16 protein-coding genes are annotated in these 13,492 nt (G+C 61.9%); 10 read left to right on the top strand and 6 right to left on the bottom strand.

Features of this window, described 5'->3' with window-relative positions:
• The first annotated feature begins 10 nt into the window (after window positions 1–10).
• From flhF to FNZ07_RS32665, 4 genes are all read left to right on the top strand, one after another.
• A complete protein-coding gene (flhF, locus tag FNZ07_RS32680) occupies window positions 11–1,780 on the top strand; it encodes a flagellar biosynthesis protein FlhF (RefSeq protein WP_091017244.1) in 1,770 nt (589 codons plus the stop codon).
• A complete protein-coding gene (locus FNZ07_RS32675; RefSeq protein ID WP_091017247.1) occupies window positions 1,773–2,642 on the top strand; it encodes a MinD/ParA family ATP-binding protein in 870 nt (289 codons plus the stop codon). Before flhF ends, FNZ07_RS32675 begins: the two co-directional genes overlap by 8 nt.
• Window positions 2,643–2,667: 25 nt before the next feature.
• Window positions 2,668–3,402 (top strand): RNA polymerase sigma factor FliA, encoded by a 735-nt coding sequence (locus FNZ07_RS32670; RefSeq protein WP_091017249.1) that lies wholly within the window; start codon window positions 2,668–2,670, stop codon window positions 3,400–3,402.
• Window positions 3,403–3,885: 483 nt separating this feature from the next.
• The gene (locus FNZ07_RS32665; protein WP_091017252.1) at window positions 3,886–5,007 is read left to right on the top strand and encodes a YncE family protein; all 1,122 of its coding nucleotides are present in this window, start codon (window positions 3,886–3,888) and stop codon (window positions 5,005–5,007) included.
• A 129-nt stretch (window positions 5,008–5,136) separates the two neighbouring features.
• On the opposite strand, the gene FNZ07_RS32660 is transcribed toward FNZ07_RS32665, so the two are convergent.
• Genes FNZ07_RS32660 through FNZ07_RS32650 form a run of 3 tightly spaced genes read right to left on the bottom strand, consistent with a single transcriptional unit; the run spans window position 5,137 to window position 6,538 of the window.
• Entirely contained in the window at window positions 5,137–5,973 is an 837-nt protein-coding gene (locus FNZ07_RS32660) for a protein-L-isoaspartate O-methyltransferase family protein (protein WP_091017254.1), read from the bottom strand.
• 60 nt (window positions 5,974–6,033) lie between these two features.
• Complete coding sequence (locus tag FNZ07_RS32655; RefSeq protein ID WP_091017256.1) at window positions 6,034–6,339, bottom strand: BrnA antitoxin family protein; 306 nt, start codon at window positions 6,337–6,339, stop codon at window positions 6,034–6,036.
• A complete protein-coding gene (locus FNZ07_RS32650) occupies window positions 6,299–6,538 on the bottom strand; it encodes a BrnT family toxin (RefSeq protein WP_245811679.1) in 240 nt (79 codons plus the stop codon). Before FNZ07_RS32650 ends, FNZ07_RS32655 begins: the two co-directional genes overlap by 41 nt.
• 518 nt (window positions 6,539–7,056) lie before the next feature.
• Here FNZ07_RS32650 and FNZ07_RS32645 point away from each other — a divergent pair.
• Window positions 7,057–7,437, top strand: coding sequence for a hypothetical protein (locus tag FNZ07_RS32645; protein WP_091017261.1), 381 nt, complete (start codon window positions 7,057–7,059; stop codon window positions 7,435–7,437).
• Window positions 7,434–7,844 carry a hypothetical protein gene (locus FNZ07_RS32640; RefSeq protein WP_091017263.1) on the top strand — a complete coding sequence of 137 codons (411 nt, stop codon included), beginning with the start codon at window positions 7,434–7,436 and terminating at the stop codon, window positions 7,842–7,844. Before FNZ07_RS32645 ends, FNZ07_RS32640 begins: the two co-directional genes overlap by 4 nt.
• Before the next feature lie 65 nt (window positions 7,845–7,909).
• Here the strand turns inward: FNZ07_RS32640 and FNZ07_RS32635 are convergent, their stop codons facing one another.
• The 3 genes from FNZ07_RS32635 to flgA all read right to left on the bottom strand — a co-directional run bounded on the left by FNZ07_RS32635 (window position 7,910) and on the right by flgA (window position 10,253).
• On the bottom strand, window positions 7,910–8,353 hold the full coding sequence (locus tag FNZ07_RS32635) for a flagella synthesis protein FlgN (protein WP_091017265.1): 444 nt from the start codon (window positions 8,351–8,353) through the stop codon (window positions 7,910–7,912).
• 148 nt (window positions 8,354–8,501) lie between these two features.
• Window positions 8,502–8,849 (bottom strand): flagellar biosynthesis anti-sigma factor FlgM, encoded by a 348-nt coding sequence (gene flgM / locus FNZ07_RS32630; RefSeq protein ID WP_091017598.1) that lies wholly within the window; start codon window positions 8,847–8,849, stop codon window positions 8,502–8,504.
• A gap of 108 nt (window positions 8,850–8,957) precedes the next feature.
• The gene (gene flgA / locus FNZ07_RS32625; RefSeq protein WP_091017267.1) at window positions 8,958–10,253 is read right to left on the bottom strand and encodes a flagellar basal body P-ring formation chaperone FlgA; all 1,296 of its coding nucleotides are present in this window, start codon (window positions 10,251–10,253) and stop codon (window positions 8,958–8,960) included.
• 227 nt (window positions 10,254–10,480) lie between these two features.
• Between flgA and flgB the strand changes: the two genes are divergently transcribed.
• The 4 genes from flgB to flgE are packed head-to-tail and all read left to right on the top strand — an operon-like array spanning window position 10,481 to window position 13,482.
• On the top strand, window positions 10,481–10,972 hold the full coding sequence (gene flgB / locus FNZ07_RS32620; protein ID WP_091017269.1) for a flagellar basal body rod protein FlgB: 492 nt from the start codon (window positions 10,481–10,483) through the stop codon (window positions 10,970–10,972).
• A 45-nt stretch (window positions 10,973–11,017) separates the two neighbouring features.
• Window positions 11,018–11,443: a flagellar basal body rod protein FlgC gene (flgC, locus tag FNZ07_RS32615; RefSeq protein ID WP_091017271.1), complete on the top strand. Its 426-nt coding sequence runs from the start codon at window positions 11,018–11,020 to the stop codon at window positions 11,441–11,443.
• 11 nt (window positions 11,444–11,454) lie between these two features.
• On the top strand, window positions 11,455–12,183 hold the full coding sequence (locus FNZ07_RS32610; protein WP_091017274.1) for a flagellar hook assembly protein FlgD: 729 nt from the start codon (window positions 11,455–11,457) through the stop codon (window positions 12,181–12,183).
• 51 nt (window positions 12,184–12,234) lie between these two features.
• Entirely contained in the window at window positions 12,235–13,482 is a 1,248-nt protein-coding gene (gene flgE, locus FNZ07_RS32605; RefSeq protein WP_091017277.1) for a flagellar hook protein FlgE, read from the top strand.
• The last annotated feature ends 10 nt before the right edge of the window (window positions 13,483–13,492 follow it).

The following is a 13,492-nucleotide window of genomic DNA, read 5'->3' as shown; positions in this document are numbered from 1 at the left end:
GGAGTCCAGCTTGAACATCCGAAAATTTATCGGCGCCACCACCCGCGACGCGCTGCGTCTCGTGCGCGAGGCGCTGGGTCCGGACGCCGTCGTGCTGTCGAATCGCACGGTCGACGACGGTACCGTCGAGATCGTCGCGCTGGCCGACAGCGAGCTGGCTTCGATCAAGCCTGGTGCTGCGGCACCGGCCGCCGCCGCAGTGACGGCACCGCGTGCGGCTGTGACCTCGAGCACAACACCGGGCTCCGCATTGGCGAATCCGTACGCGAGCGGCATGCCGGATGTGTTCTCGTCGGTATTCGGCGCGAGTCCCGAAGCGGGCACCGAGCGTATGTCGAACGACCATGCCGACGCCCGGCCCGCCGCTGCAATGCGAGCACCGGCTGCCCGTGCCGAAGCTACGCGTAGCAAAGACACCACCGCCGCGCCGCGCACGCTCGCGGAATCGAACCCCTGGCTTATCGATCACGCACGTAAGGTCGCAGTTCAGGCCGAGCATGGCGCGATGACGCCGGCTGTTGCAATGGCGAAGGGCCTGGGCACACCGGGCGAACTGCAGACGCCCACGGAAGCATCGCGTGCCGAGACACCGGAATGGGCTCGTGAAGGCGCGCAGCTAGCCGCGCGCCGCGCTGCGCAACGGGCGGGCGTACCGACCACAGCGGCCGCTGACGAAGCACGCCGTATGCCGAACCCGCCGGCTCCATCTTCTGCATCGACTGCATCCACTGCGTCGACCGCGTTTTCTGCCGGCACTGCAGCATCGATGACTGAAGCGATCAACCAGCGCGTCGAGCAGATCGTCAACGACACCGTGATGCACGAACTCGCGTCGATGCGCGGGATGATGGAAGAGCACTTCACCGGCCTGCTGTGGGCGGACCGCCAGCGCCGTGGGCCGACACACGCCGCGTTGACCAAACACCTGTTCGCCGCCGGCTTCTCGGCGCAGCTCGTGCAGATGATGATCGACAACATGCCGGAGACCGACGGCATGGAAGCCGGCATGAACTGGGTGCGTTCGGTACTCGCGACGAACCTGCCGGTGATGGAAAACGAAGACGAGCTGATGGAGCGCGGCGGCGTGTTCGCGCTGATGGGACCGACGGGAGTCGGCAAGACGACGACGACCGCAAAGCTCGCCGCACGCTGCGTGATGCGCTTCGGCGCGAGCAAGGTCGCGCTGCTCACCACCGACAGCTACCGGATCGGCGGTCACGAGCAACTGCGCATTTTCGGGAAGATTCTCGGCGTGTCCGTGCACGCGGTGAAGGACAGCGCCGATCTGCAACTCGCGCTGTCCGAGCTGCGCAACAAACACATCGTGCTGATCGACACGATCGGCATGAGCCAGCGCGACCGGCAGGTGGCTGACCAGATCGCGATGCTGTGCCGCGCCGGTCAGACGGTGCAGCGTCTGTTGCTGCTGAATGCGACCTGTCATGGCGACACGCTGAACGAAGTCGTGCAGGCGTATCAGCGTGCACCGGACCAGCAGCCGCTCGCCGGTTGCATCCTGACCAAGCTCGACGAAGCGACCAACCTGGGCAGCACGCTCGATACGGTGATCCGTTACCGCTTGCCCGTGCATTACGTGTCGACCGGACAGAAGGTGCCGGAGAACCTCTACGTCGCGACGAAGAAATTCCTGATCAAGAGCGCGTTCTGCATTCCGCGCGACAGCTCGCCTTTCGTGCCGCAGGACGACGACATTCCGCCGCTGCTGTCGGCGCTGTCGGCGCGCTCGACGGCCGATATGCACGAGGTCCGCTTTGGATAAACGTGTGCCCGATCAGGCGGAAGGGCTGCGCAGGCTGCTCGCCGGTGGTGGCGCGCGCGTGATTTCGGTGACTGGCGGTTCGCCGCGGGCGGGCGCCACGACGACGGTCCTCAATCTCGCGACGGCACTCGCCGAGCAGGGCAAGGACGTGCTCGTGATCGATGAGTGCCCCGGCGAGGGCTCGGTCAGCTCGACGCTCGGCGGGGTGCGCTGCACGGGCAGTTTCATCGAAGTCGCACGCGGCGAACTGCCGCTCGAGCGCGCGGTATTGCGGCATCCGCTGGGCTTTGGCGTGCTGGCTGCGTCGCGGGCGAATCGCGAGGGCTGCACGCCGTCGCAGCTTGCCGCGATGGTCGACGGTTGCGCCGACATCGTGCTGATCGATGCGCAGCTCGGTCGCGAGGGCGCGTTGTCGGCGCTGGCGCTGCAGGCGCACGACGTGATGATTGTGATGCGGGTCGCCGCGCAGTCGATCACCGAGACCTATGCGTGCCTGAAGCGGTTGCACTACGCGCATGCGATCGCGCAGTTTCGTGTGGTCGTGAATCACGTGCAGAGCATCGACGATGCGCGCACCGCGTTCGACAACCTCGCGGGGGTGGCGGGGCGTTATCTGTCGGTGGCGCTGGAGGCGGCCGGCTGCATCGCCGCCGATGTGCGGATCGTGCGGGCGCTCGAACTGTCGCGCTGTGTGGTCGATGCGTTCCCGTCGACACCGGCGGCGCGCGGCTACCGGCACCTCGCCGCGCAATTGCAGTACTGGCCGATGCGGCCAGCGATGTCGTCGCGCGCGCCGTGGCCGGCGAGCGCGGCCGTAACAGCGGCGCAACACGCCGACCAACCGTCCGCGCAGCACGCCTGAAGGCGCCGCGGACAAGGGGAGCACGATGTACAACGCGCAGGGAAAGATCTCCCAGGCCGACGTCCTGACCAAATACGCGCCGCTCGTCAGGCGGCTCGGTCTGCAGCTCGTGGCCAGGATGCCGGCGAGCGTCGATCTCGACGATCTGATCCAGGCCGGCATGATCGGCTTGCTCGATGCGGCGAGTCGTTACAAGGAAGATCAGGGCGCGCAGTTCGAAACCTACGCGAGCCAGCGGATTCGCGGCGCGATGCTCGACGAGCTGCGCAGCAACGACTGGCTGCCGCGCAGCCTGCGCCGCACGTCGCGCGAAGTCGAGGCGGCGGTGCATCGGGTCGAACAACGGCTCGGACACTCGGCCAGCGAAGCGGAGATCGCCGATCACCTGAACATGCCGCTCGACGAATACCAGTCGATGCTGCAGGACCTGCATGGCAGCCAGCTGATTTACTACGAAGACTTCGATCGGTCCGCTGAGGATGAGCCGTTTCTCGATCGGTATTGCGTCGATCATTCGGATCCTTTGTCGGCGCTGCTTGACGATAGTTTGCGTACTGCGCTCATTGAGGCTATCGATCGGTTGCCGGAACGCGAAAAGCTGCTGATGTCGCTTTACTACGAACGCGGGATGAACCTGCGCGAGATTGGGGCGGTGATGGAGGTTAGCGAGTCGCGGGTGTGTCAGTTGCACAGCCAGGCGGTGGCGCGGTTGCGCACGCGCTTGCGGGAGATGGCTTGGGCGAATGCGGAGGCGGGGTGAGGGGTAGCTAAACCGCATCGTTGTGCAACAAACAGGTGTTCCCGCGCCTGGCGAATGGCTCGTCAATCAATAGTCTGTTGAACAGGTTAGTACTCGATATGCTGCCTTCGAACGTTTCTACGTCGACAGGCAGTAGTCAGTCACATCAATCTTCCTGATCTACTCTCCTGCGCACTGCACTCTGCGACGTCACACAGAGTAGCTAAAACACGCAGTGCGAAATTGCACGCCGTACGTCTATGGAAAATTCAATTTCATTACACGTATAGCGTTAACGCAATGCGGACCATAAATAAGTTTTACTTTTCGATTCTCCATCGCACCGCCATTGTGTGAGCCGTAAAGCGGATCAGATGGCGATTTCTTAAGGTTTCTTAAGGAATCGTTTTTTGCTAGTCGCCGATCGAGAGCGCAAGAAGCTTGAAGACTCACGCCGCTCCATGGACCGACGGTCAGACCAATAAACGAAATGGAGACGAAAACATGGAAAAGCGCCTGGCAACTTTGATGTTGCTCGCCGTGACTGCATTGACCGGCTGCGGAGGTGGAGACGACATTAGCGCACCGACACCGCCGAAGCTGCTCACAAACATCGCCGTGCCCAATGCTTCGAGTCCACCATTCAGTTTTGACATTGGCTACGTCGAGGCCGGTAAGTACTTTCTCTCCGACCGCAATAACAAGGCAGTCGATGTCGTGGACACTCAATCGAACACGTTGCTCGCGCAGATCGTGGGGCCGTTCATCGGTGCCGGTGCCACGACAAACGAATCCGGTCCAGACGGAATCGTAGGTATCACCGGTACGAACACGATCTATGTCGGCGACGTGGACTCGGTCAAAGTAATCGATACGGCTGCGCAGAAGACGGTCAACACAATCGTCATCAGCAATTCCGGATCGCGCGTCGATGAGGGCTGCTACGATCCCGACGATCATCTCGCGATGTTTGCGAACCCCGGAGACTCGCCGCCATTCGTCACGTTAATTTCGACGCTGACGCAAAAGCCGGTAGCAAAGCTCTCTTTCAATGGTTCGTCGGGGCTCGAAGCGTGCGCCTATGATCCTGCCTCGAAGAGTTTTTTGATCAACAACGACGGTACTGCTGCCAATCCCGAAGGCGAGCTTGACGTCATCACGGCCAGCTCCGCGGTGGCGGGAAATCCTTCTGTCAGCAAGTCGTTTCCGCTAGGGAAATGCGCACCGGCGGGCATCGTGCTTGGTCCGAATAATGACGTGCTCATTGGATGCGATCCGCCGGCCGGAGACCCGCTCATCACGTTGATCCTCGACCGTACGAGTGGCGCGATTCAAGCCAGCCTGCCGTTTGGCGGGGTGGACCAGGTTGGTTACGATCCGGCTTCCAACCGCTATTTCCTGCCGGCTCGACACTACGTCACGAGCGGCATTGCAGCAGCGTCAGGATTTAGCCCGCAGATGGCTGTAATCGATGGCACGTCACGGCAGTTGCTCGTCAAGATTCCGGTGGGCACGGGGGCGCACTCCGTCGCCATCGACAGCACGCTTGGGCAAGTGTATGTGCCGTTTCAACCCGGCGCGGCAGGATTCCCCAACGGCGGTATTTCGTTGTTTTCGACGCGCTAGTTTTATAGCGTATCGGCCGGACCGCTAGCAACGGTCGCGGTCGTATCCGTGTCGACAGGGGGCAATGAATGGCCGACCAGCGGCTGTCTGGCAAACGGTGAAAGCGCGGTTGTAGTGTTCATGCCAGGATCAGACAGCAGATGCCGAGGAAAACCACACGTGCTTGTATGTAACGACGGCTGTTTCATCCGGCGCGCGCTCTGCCGTTAGCCAGACAGACCGGACTGACCATGCCGCGCTGGAATCGGGCTCCGTCGCAAAGTGATCATTCGTCGAGGCACCGCCGACACAAGGAATGAACCACGCGCTCATGAGAGGCCTGGCGTCAAAACCTCGTTCGCCGGTTCGCGTGATGAGCATGGCAAGTCCGACATCGTTTGCGGGACGCCAGGGGAAAATCATCCGGCCTCCTGGGCGCAACGCTTGTAGCCACGAAGGCGGGGGCGCGAGAACGCCCGCATTCACGTAGATTAAATCGGCTGGGGGCAGGTCGATCTGTGTTGCGTCTGCATGAGTGACGCGGACACCCTCGTACGGTTCAAGATTTTGTCGCGCTGCTTTTGATAAAGCTGCGTCGATTTCAAAAGCTTCGACGCTGCCCCCCGGCGATGCCAGGACGGAAAGAATGGCGGTGTAAAAGCCGGTGCCTGCGCCTATGTGGCATATCCTGTCGCCGGGCCGTGGATTGGTTGCGCCAATCCACGCTGCGTGCAGAAAGGGTTCTCCGTTATTGATGCCCTTTCCTGCATCGAGTGCCACGACATGATTTCGGTAAACGTAGGCGGGATCGTCGCTGGGGGTCTCGCAGTAGCGTGTGTTCACCATGATCTTCCACGGACCAGGCGGAAGGAACGCATGGCGAGGAACAAGTTCGAAAACTCGCTCCAGACGAGGATCGTCGGAGTTGCTGGCGGCGGCCATCAGCTTTGCGTGAAAGGCTCTTATTTCATCAAGATCCGCACTCATGTTTCTCTTTGTCCAAAGCTTCGCGAAAAGGCGGCAGCCGAACCGGTGCCGAGAGCCTGGTTAACCCATCATGCCGTGCGACTTCGCCCAGTCGCGCAGTGCGTCATTCATGCGCGTTTGCCAGCCTTCTCCCTGCGCCTTATAAGCTTCGATCACGTCAATGTCGATGCGCAGATTCATCTGAATCTTGTTCGAGCCCGCCGGTCGGCCGCGCCCTCGTTTTACGAGCACGCCCGCGTGATGTTCGTCCGCCTCCTGGAAGAATTCATCACCCAGCTCCGGGATTTCGTTACGGTCGAACTGGCCGGTGTGCTTCGCGTTCACCTTAACCAAGTCGCTTTGCAAACCGCTTTTTCTCGCGTTCATTTGCTTTCCTCATTGCGATCACGTGGCGAGCTTCGCCGCGTTGAATCCATATCACGATCACCACGCGACCCGCCAGGTGACCGACTGTGATGATCCGTTCTTCGGGGTAGTCGAAGCAGTCATCGACCATATCCAAAGTCCGACCCTCGAAAACGCGAGCGGCGTCTTCGAAGGCAAGCCTGTGCTCTTCGAAGGTCACGTTTCTCCAGGCTGGGTCGAACGTTATTTCCATGCAAATTATTGTATCCCCAAAAAATACAGGGGGCTATATTTTTTGTATCCCCGAAAATAGGATGGATTGGGGGGTGAATCCCGCTACCCAGGCAGCCTGGGGGCTGCGCGGTCGCTGGGCAATACTTCGTGAGTGATGTCGCTCATCATCCGCACACCTCTGTTGCTGTTGGTTAGCAATACGACGCCCGGCTGTTGCTCGAGGCTGCCCATTGAGAACGCTCTCACGCCCAACATCTTTCCCCACTGGAAGAACGTTCTTTGGCTTGGCTCGATACCCCAACCTATGCCTGCTTCGGTTACGGGAGATGATCTGGGCGAAGTGAAACCAGTATCGTTATTTAAATGCGATTCAAGCCCGCCTTTTAAGCACAGTAACCGGCCGTAAATGCGTCACAAGGTCGTTTATTCCAAAGCTTCATGTCATACTTTACGCATTGGCGTCCGTCCGCGGATCGTACAAACCTGAAGTGACAAAAAGAAACCATGAAAAGACCAATTTCACTAGGCATTCTCGGGTGGTTCATGATCGTTACTAGTGCGATCTCTCTTGTCGAATTGCCACTATCGCTGCGTAATCCCCTCGCTGTCGAAATGCTCAGTCGCAGTTTGCTGCCGGTGTGGGCGACGTTGGCAGTTGGATGCGTCTCCGCGCTGTTTAACATCGTTTCCGGCATTGGCGTGCTAAAGGGACATGCGTGGTCACGCACACTCTACGTTGCAGTAGCGGCGATTGGACTCGTGGTGTCGGGTATCTCCACGCCATTCAAGGGGCTGCTGATTCCCGGAGTGGTCTTACTCGCGATCTTTAGCTTTTTTCTCTATCGTCCCGCTGCCACAGCCTATTTTCATCGCGCAGACGCATGAATGTCTTTCGAAAAGTAATCAGCATCATCCTGCACAGCCTGGCGGGCTTCATTGTCTTTGGCGGGGAAATAGCCGCATTCATGGGTTCACCCGGTGAGAAGGCCAAGATAGGGATGGTCGCCAGTCTATTTATCATGGCCATGATCGTGTTCGGCATTGCAGTCGTCATCGGGAATTTCTCGAGACGGTTCGATCCTGTCGGTATCGCGATGTTGAGCGCTTCAGCGGGTACGGCTTTAACGGCAATCGGAGTGCTTTCGATGCTTTTGTCTCCCGAACTGATGGACATGCTTGCAAGGCAGGGAGCATCGTTTCGCATGGTCACGCAAAGCGTGGGAGAGGGTGCACTGCTGACGGTAGTCGTGGCTGCGTTGGGCTGGATGGTAATCCGGTTTCGAAACAAATAGCGGCACGTCCGCTGCATGAAGCAACGTGTTATTCCGCGCGGAGCTTCAGCGCTCTTGTTTAGTAACTAAACCCCATACGCCGGAATCCGCCCATCCGGCCCATAGAACGCCGGCTTCTCCGGCACGACAACCTGCAGCGCAGCGAGCGCCCGCTGGTTGTAGTCCATCCGCGTGCGGATCAACATGCCGTTCGTCGTGTTGGCGTTCCATGCCCGCTGCGCCGCCTGACGCAGCAGCGACCACTGCGCGGCAATCTGCACATCGCCATCCGCCGCCAGTTCGATACCACGCGAGCCCGCCGGAAAACCCATTTCCGCAAGCAGCGTATCGCGGGCTGCTTCCAGCTCGGCAAGCTTCCCGATCAACACGGTTTTCTGCTCGACCACGGGCGGCAGCAGTTCGAGCGGCTGTACAACCGTCAGCGCATGTTCTTCGAGTGCAAGGGCCGAGGCGAACGCTTCGACGGTCGCAAGCTCGTCGATCAGGCTGGCAAGGAGGGCGTCTTTCATCGCAACTCGCCAATGAAATGAGAGGGCGTGGGCACGCGCAACAGCCGCGCAGTAAACGCAACGGCCCGCGTGAGACACGCGGGCCGGGTAGGAAAATACTTCTTTGTGGCGGCACGGGCCGCCGCTGCGTCGTCGGACGACGCGCAGCTCAGCTGCCGGTAGACGGCGTCTTGTTCTGCAGCAAGTCGCGCGCCGTATTCAACACGCCGTCCGCAATCTTGCTGGAATCGATGGTGAGCGTGCCGTTCTTGATCGCCTGACGGACCGATTCGACATGCGCCGTATCGATATCCGCGGAACCCGACGCCGCCAGGCTGCGCAGATGCGCCGACAGTCCCGACAGATTGACGTTCGCATCGCCGGTCGATGCCTGCTGCGGGGCGGCGGCCGTGCCCGACGCGCCCGCGCCGGTCGACGTGGCTTCGCCCTGCTGGGGCCGCGACAGACCGTCTTTCAACGTCTGCAGATTGGTGCTGGTGGTGGAATCGACTTTCACGATTGGCTTCCTGAACGATTTGATCGTGATAACGGCATGCACGAATCAAAACTTTAGCGCAACCGGCGCGCGCCGTCTGCAATCCCGCGCGGCGGCCCGTGCGGCCGTTCACAGCTGGATCTCCACGGTGGAGCCATCCTTGACGATTCCGCTGATAATCTGCCCCCCGGCCGTCTTCACGCGCACCTGCTGGCCCGGCGCCGCGTTGTTCATCGCGCTGCCCTCGGCCGAAATGGCGAAACCCTGACCCTGCGCGACCACCCGGACCGTCTGCCCGATCGTCACCGACGATGCACTACGCAACATGTCCTGGCGCAGCGGCAGCCCCGCCGCGACGCGCGTCAGCGCGGCTGCGCCGATGGCCTGTGACGGATCGGTGACGACAGCCATCGGCAGCGACGTGAGGTCGCCGTCGCGCGCGACGAGATCGGCGGCGCTCAGTACGTCGCCGGGCGCGAGCGCCCGTGCCGCCAGATAGTAGGTCGCGTGGATCGCGATTTTCGCCTGTAGATACAGCGTCCAGGGGCGCTCGCCTGCGCAGCGCACACCGACGGTTGTGCGGCCCCACAGGCGCATGCCCGTCGGCATGAACGGCGCAAGCGTCGTGCAGGCGGCGAGACCGCGTGGGAACACTGGCGCCACCGTGATCTCGATCTTGCCTGGCAGGCCGGCGGACTGTTGCTGCAAATAGGCGAGTGCCGCGCTGCGGATCGTTTCGCCGTCTTCTTGTGCAGGGGCGGCAGTGGGGCCGCCAGGTTGAGCTGTTGCGGCCGTGGGCTGGGTTGGCGCAGCAGCTGACGCTCTGACCATGGCTGCCGCCGGCGCGCGCGGCGGATTGAAAGCAACCGGCGCCGTTTGACGTACAGCTGGCTGCGGCGGCGTTTGCGCCGGCGTGACGATCACCGGAATCACCTCACGTGAAGCCGGCACGTTCACACGCATCATGCGCGGCGTATCGATGGCGGTCTGGTTCGCCGTGGCGGCGTTGAAGTTTGCGCGGCGGATCGCTGGTGCGACGACGGCATCGCCGGGACCGGGAATCACAATTGCGCCGTTTGCATTCGCGGCTTGGGTGAACCGGTCGTCGGTGCGCGATGAGGCAGTCGCGCCGCTCATCGACATCGCCGCGGCAATTACCGGTGTGGAGTTGCGCGCATCGGGTGCGGTGCTCGCGACGCGATTGGCCAGCTCGGCCAGCGCCGCGGGATTCTTCTCAGCCGGTCCGGGAATCACGATCGGACCACCGGCTTCCTGCGCGATGGCGAACTGCGGCATCGCGCAGACGATCAAGCCAACGAACCCCAGCGCAACAGCAACAGCAGCGCATGACGCGCGCCCAGCCCGTCGACCCACACCGATCGCGCGGCACACAGACGGCCGGACAGCAAAGGCGGCGACAGGCATCGGGCTTCTCCATCGAATCCAACAGTACGACTTGCATTCTAGAGAGGCACTCGCGGGAGCAAACGTTGAATAGAGGGCGGCTTCCCCGGTTATTCGTCCGATTGCCGCTTGCGTGCGGCTCATAAGATGCTCGTCATGGATAAAGGTCTCTGCGGTTTGCGCCGGGTGCTGCAGCCCTCGCGCGACGCCACGCCGCAGACGATCGTGACCGCTTCCGGGAGATTTCGATGCTGGACAAACTCGATGCCGAATTCGCTTTTGGACGCCAGGCGCTCGATGTGCGCGCGTACCGGCAGGAACTGCTGTCGTCGAACATCGCCAACGCCGACACGCCTGGCTACAAGGCGCGCGACGTCGACTTCGGCGCATCGCTCGCGAACGCGATGAAACAGGGCGCGGGTACATCGGGCACGTCGAACGCCGCGCCACTCGCGATGGCGCAGCCGGCCGGCGTGACGAGCGGGATGCAGATGGTGTCGACACACGCAGGACACATGGCCGGCACAGCGCGACTCGCACCGACAGGCGGCTCCACCGACGACTACGGCACGCCGCAGTACCGCATGCCGACGCAGCCCTCGCTCGACGGCAACACCGTCGATCTCGATACCGAGCGTGTGCAGTTCGCCGACAACTCGCTGCATTTCGAATCGGGCATGACGGTGCTGTCGCAGCAGATCAAGACGATGCTCTCGGCGATCACGTCGGGCAGCACGTAACCCTGTAACCGGCCGGCCCATCGCAAACACCCGGAGAGATCAGCCATGCCATCCCTGATGAACATCTTCAACGTCGCGGGCTCGGCGTTGTCCGCCCAGTCGCAGCGGCTCAACGTCACGGCGTCGAACCTCGCGAACGCGGACAGCACGACCGGCCCCGACGGCCAGCCGTACAAGGCGAAGCAGGTCGTGTTCGCGGTGGACCCGCTCGGCGGTTCGCGCACGGCGTCCGGCCAGCAGGTGGGCGGGGTCCAGGTGACCGGCGTGATCGACGATCCGACGCCGATGAAGACGGCCTACGACCCCGGCAACCCGGCCGCCAATTCCGACGGCTACGTGACGCTGCCGAACGTCGACCCGGTGCAGGAAATGGTCAACATGATTTCGGCGTCGCGCTCGTATCAGGCCAACGTCGAGACACTGAATACCGCGAAACAGCTGATGCTGAAGACGCTCACGATCGGAACCTGAGGAGAGTTTCCTTGACCACGCAAACCACTATCGGCGGCAGCGGCACGACCGTATCGCCGACGCTGCTCGACACGATGAACGGCACGAGCAGTACGAACAGCACGACCGGCACTTCGTCATCTTCGTCGTCGAGTGCGACGTCGGGCGCGAGCCTGCAGAACACGTTCTTGCAACTGCTGATCGCGCAGATGCAGAACCAGGACCCGACCAATCCGATGGACAGCTCGCAGATGACTTCGCAGCTTGCCCAGATCAATACGGTGACGGGTATCAGCCAGTTGAACACGTCGCTTACGTCGCTGGCAACGCAGCTGTCGGCGGGCCAGCAGCCGCAGGCCGCGCTGCTGATCGGCTCGACCGTGCTCACGCCCGGTAACACAGTGGCGGTAGCCAGCGGCAAGGCGGCGCCGATCGGTGTGCAGCTCGCCAACGACGCTACCAATCTGCAGGTCAACGTGACGAACTCGGCCGGCAAGATCGTCAGCACGATCAACCTGGGCAGCCAGAAGGCCGGTTCGGTTCCGGTGACGTGGACACCGACCGACTCCTCCGGCAACCCGCTGCCCGACGGTACCTACACGTTCACGGCAACGGGCACGATCAACGGCAAGGCAGGTACGGCGACCACGCTGTCGGCTGCCACGGTGCAAAGCGTCGTCACGCAGGCGGACGGCACACCGGGCCTGCAGTTGTCGAACGGCACGACGGTCGGCCTCACGCAGATCGGCGCAATTCTCTAACGCTTTGCAGATTCATCGCATTCATCGCATTCATCGAGTACGGAGACCGTCATGGGCTACCAACAAGGTTTGAGCGGACTGGCAGGTGCAGCAAACGATCTGGACGTGATCGGCAACAACATCGCGAACGCGAACACGACCGGCTTCAAGCAGGGACAGGCGCAGTTCGCCGATGTCTACGCGAACTCGGTCGCGACCGCGGTCAACACGCAGATCGGTCTCGGCACGCGGCTCGCGCAAGTGCAGCAGCAGTTCTCGGAAGGCCAGATCTCGGTGACGAATCAGGCACTCGACGTCGCGATCAACGGCAACGGTTTCTACCAGATGTCGAACAACGGCTCGCTGACTTACTCGCGCAACGGCGTGTTCCAGCTGGACAAGAACGGCTATATCGTCAGCTCGGACGGGTTGCAACTGATGGGTTATGCGGCGAACGCGGGCGGCGTGATCAACACCGCGCAGACGGTGCCGTTGCAACTGCCCACCGGAAATATCCCACCGGTTGCGACCAAGACCATTACGGCCGGCCTCAACCTGAACGCGCAGGACCCGGCGGTAGCAGCCGGCACGACCCTCGATCCGACCAACAAAAGCACCTACAGCTACACGACCTCGACCCAGGTGTACGACTCGCTGGGCGGCTCGCAGCAGGTGAACATGTACTTCGTGAAGTCGGCGACTGGTTCGTGGGACGTCTACGCGGGCGCGGCAAGCGGCGGAACGCCGTCGAAGATCGGTACCGCGACGTTCGATACGTCGGGCAACCTGACCGGCACGACGACGGGGACGCCGCCGGTCGCAACCAATCCGCCGCTCACATTCAGCTTCTCGATTCCGAACACGGACGGCTCGGCGACGCCGCAGACCATCCAACTGGGAATTGCGGGCACGACGCAGTTTGGCAGCACGGATGGCGTTACCAAAATGCAGCCGGACGGTTACGCCGCCGGCACGCTGACGAACTTCACGGTAGGCACCGACGGCACGCTGACCGGCAACTACTCGAACGGCCAGACTCAGGCGCTCGGGCAGATCGTGCTGGCGAATTTCAGCAACCAGAACGGGCTCGTGAGTCTCGGCGGCAACCAGTATGCGGCGACCGCTTCGTCGGGTGTGGCGCAGATCTCGACGCCGGGCAGCACGAACCACGGCACGTTGCAGGGTGGCGCGCTAGAGGGTTCGAACGTCGACCTGACGAGCGAACTCGTGAACCTGATCACGGCGCAGCGCAACTATCAGGCGAACGCGCAGACGATAAAGACGCAACAGACCGTCGACAACACGCTGATCAACCTGTAAGCGCGGCACG

Source organism: Paraburkholderia megapolitana (assembly GCF_007556815.1).
Classification (GTDB): domain Bacteria; phylum Pseudomonadota; class Gammaproteobacteria; order Burkholderiales; family Burkholderiaceae; genus Paraburkholderia; species Paraburkholderia megapolitana.
The sequence above is the reverse complement of the archived record's forward strand: the minus strand, read 5'-3'. Positions and strand labels throughout refer to the sequence as shown.

Bases quoted from the DNA above. Each gene is read 5' to 3' on its own strand.
- flgB (WP_091017269.1), top strand. From the start codon at position 10,481: ATGCTGGACAAACTCGATGCCGAATTCGCTTTTGGACGCCAGGCGCTC.
- FNZ07_RS32640 (WP_091017263.1), top strand. From the start codon at position 7,434: ATGAATGTCTTTCGAAAAGTAATCAGCATCATCCTGCACAGCCTGGCG.
- flgE (WP_091017277.1), top strand. From the start codon at position 12,235: ATGGGCTACCAACAAGGTTTGAGCGGACTGGCAGGTGCAGCAAACGAT.
- FNZ07_RS32635 (WP_091017265.1), bottom strand. From the start codon at position 8,353: ATGAAAGACGCCCTCCTTGCCAGCCTGATCGACGAGCTTGCGACCGTC.
- flgC (WP_091017271.1), top strand. From the start codon at position 11,018: ATGCCATCCCTGATGAACATCTTCAACGTCGCGGGCTCGGCGTTGTCC.
- FNZ07_RS32670 (WP_091017249.1), top strand. From the start codon at position 2,668: ATGTACAACGCGCAGGGAAAGATCTCCCAGGCCGACGTCCTGACCAAA.
- FNZ07_RS32645 (WP_091017261.1), top strand. From the start codon at position 7,057: ATGAAAAGACCAATTTCACTAGGCATTCTCGGGTGGTTCATGATCGTT.
- FNZ07_RS32665 (WP_091017252.1), top strand. From the start codon at position 3,886: ATGGAAAAGCGCCTGGCAACTTTGATGTTGCTCGCCGTGACTGCATTG.
- FNZ07_RS32660 (WP_091017254.1), bottom strand. From the start codon at position 5,973: ATGAGTGCGGATCTTGATGAAATAAGAGCCTTTCACGCAAAGCTGATG.
- FNZ07_RS32655 (WP_091017256.1), bottom strand. From the start codon at position 6,339: ATGAACGCGAGAAAAAGCGGTTTGCAAAGCGACTTGGTTAAGGTGAAC.
- flgA (WP_091017267.1), bottom strand. From the start codon at position 10,253: ATGCCTGTCGCCGCCTTTGCTGTCCGGCCGTCTGTGTGCCGCGCGATC.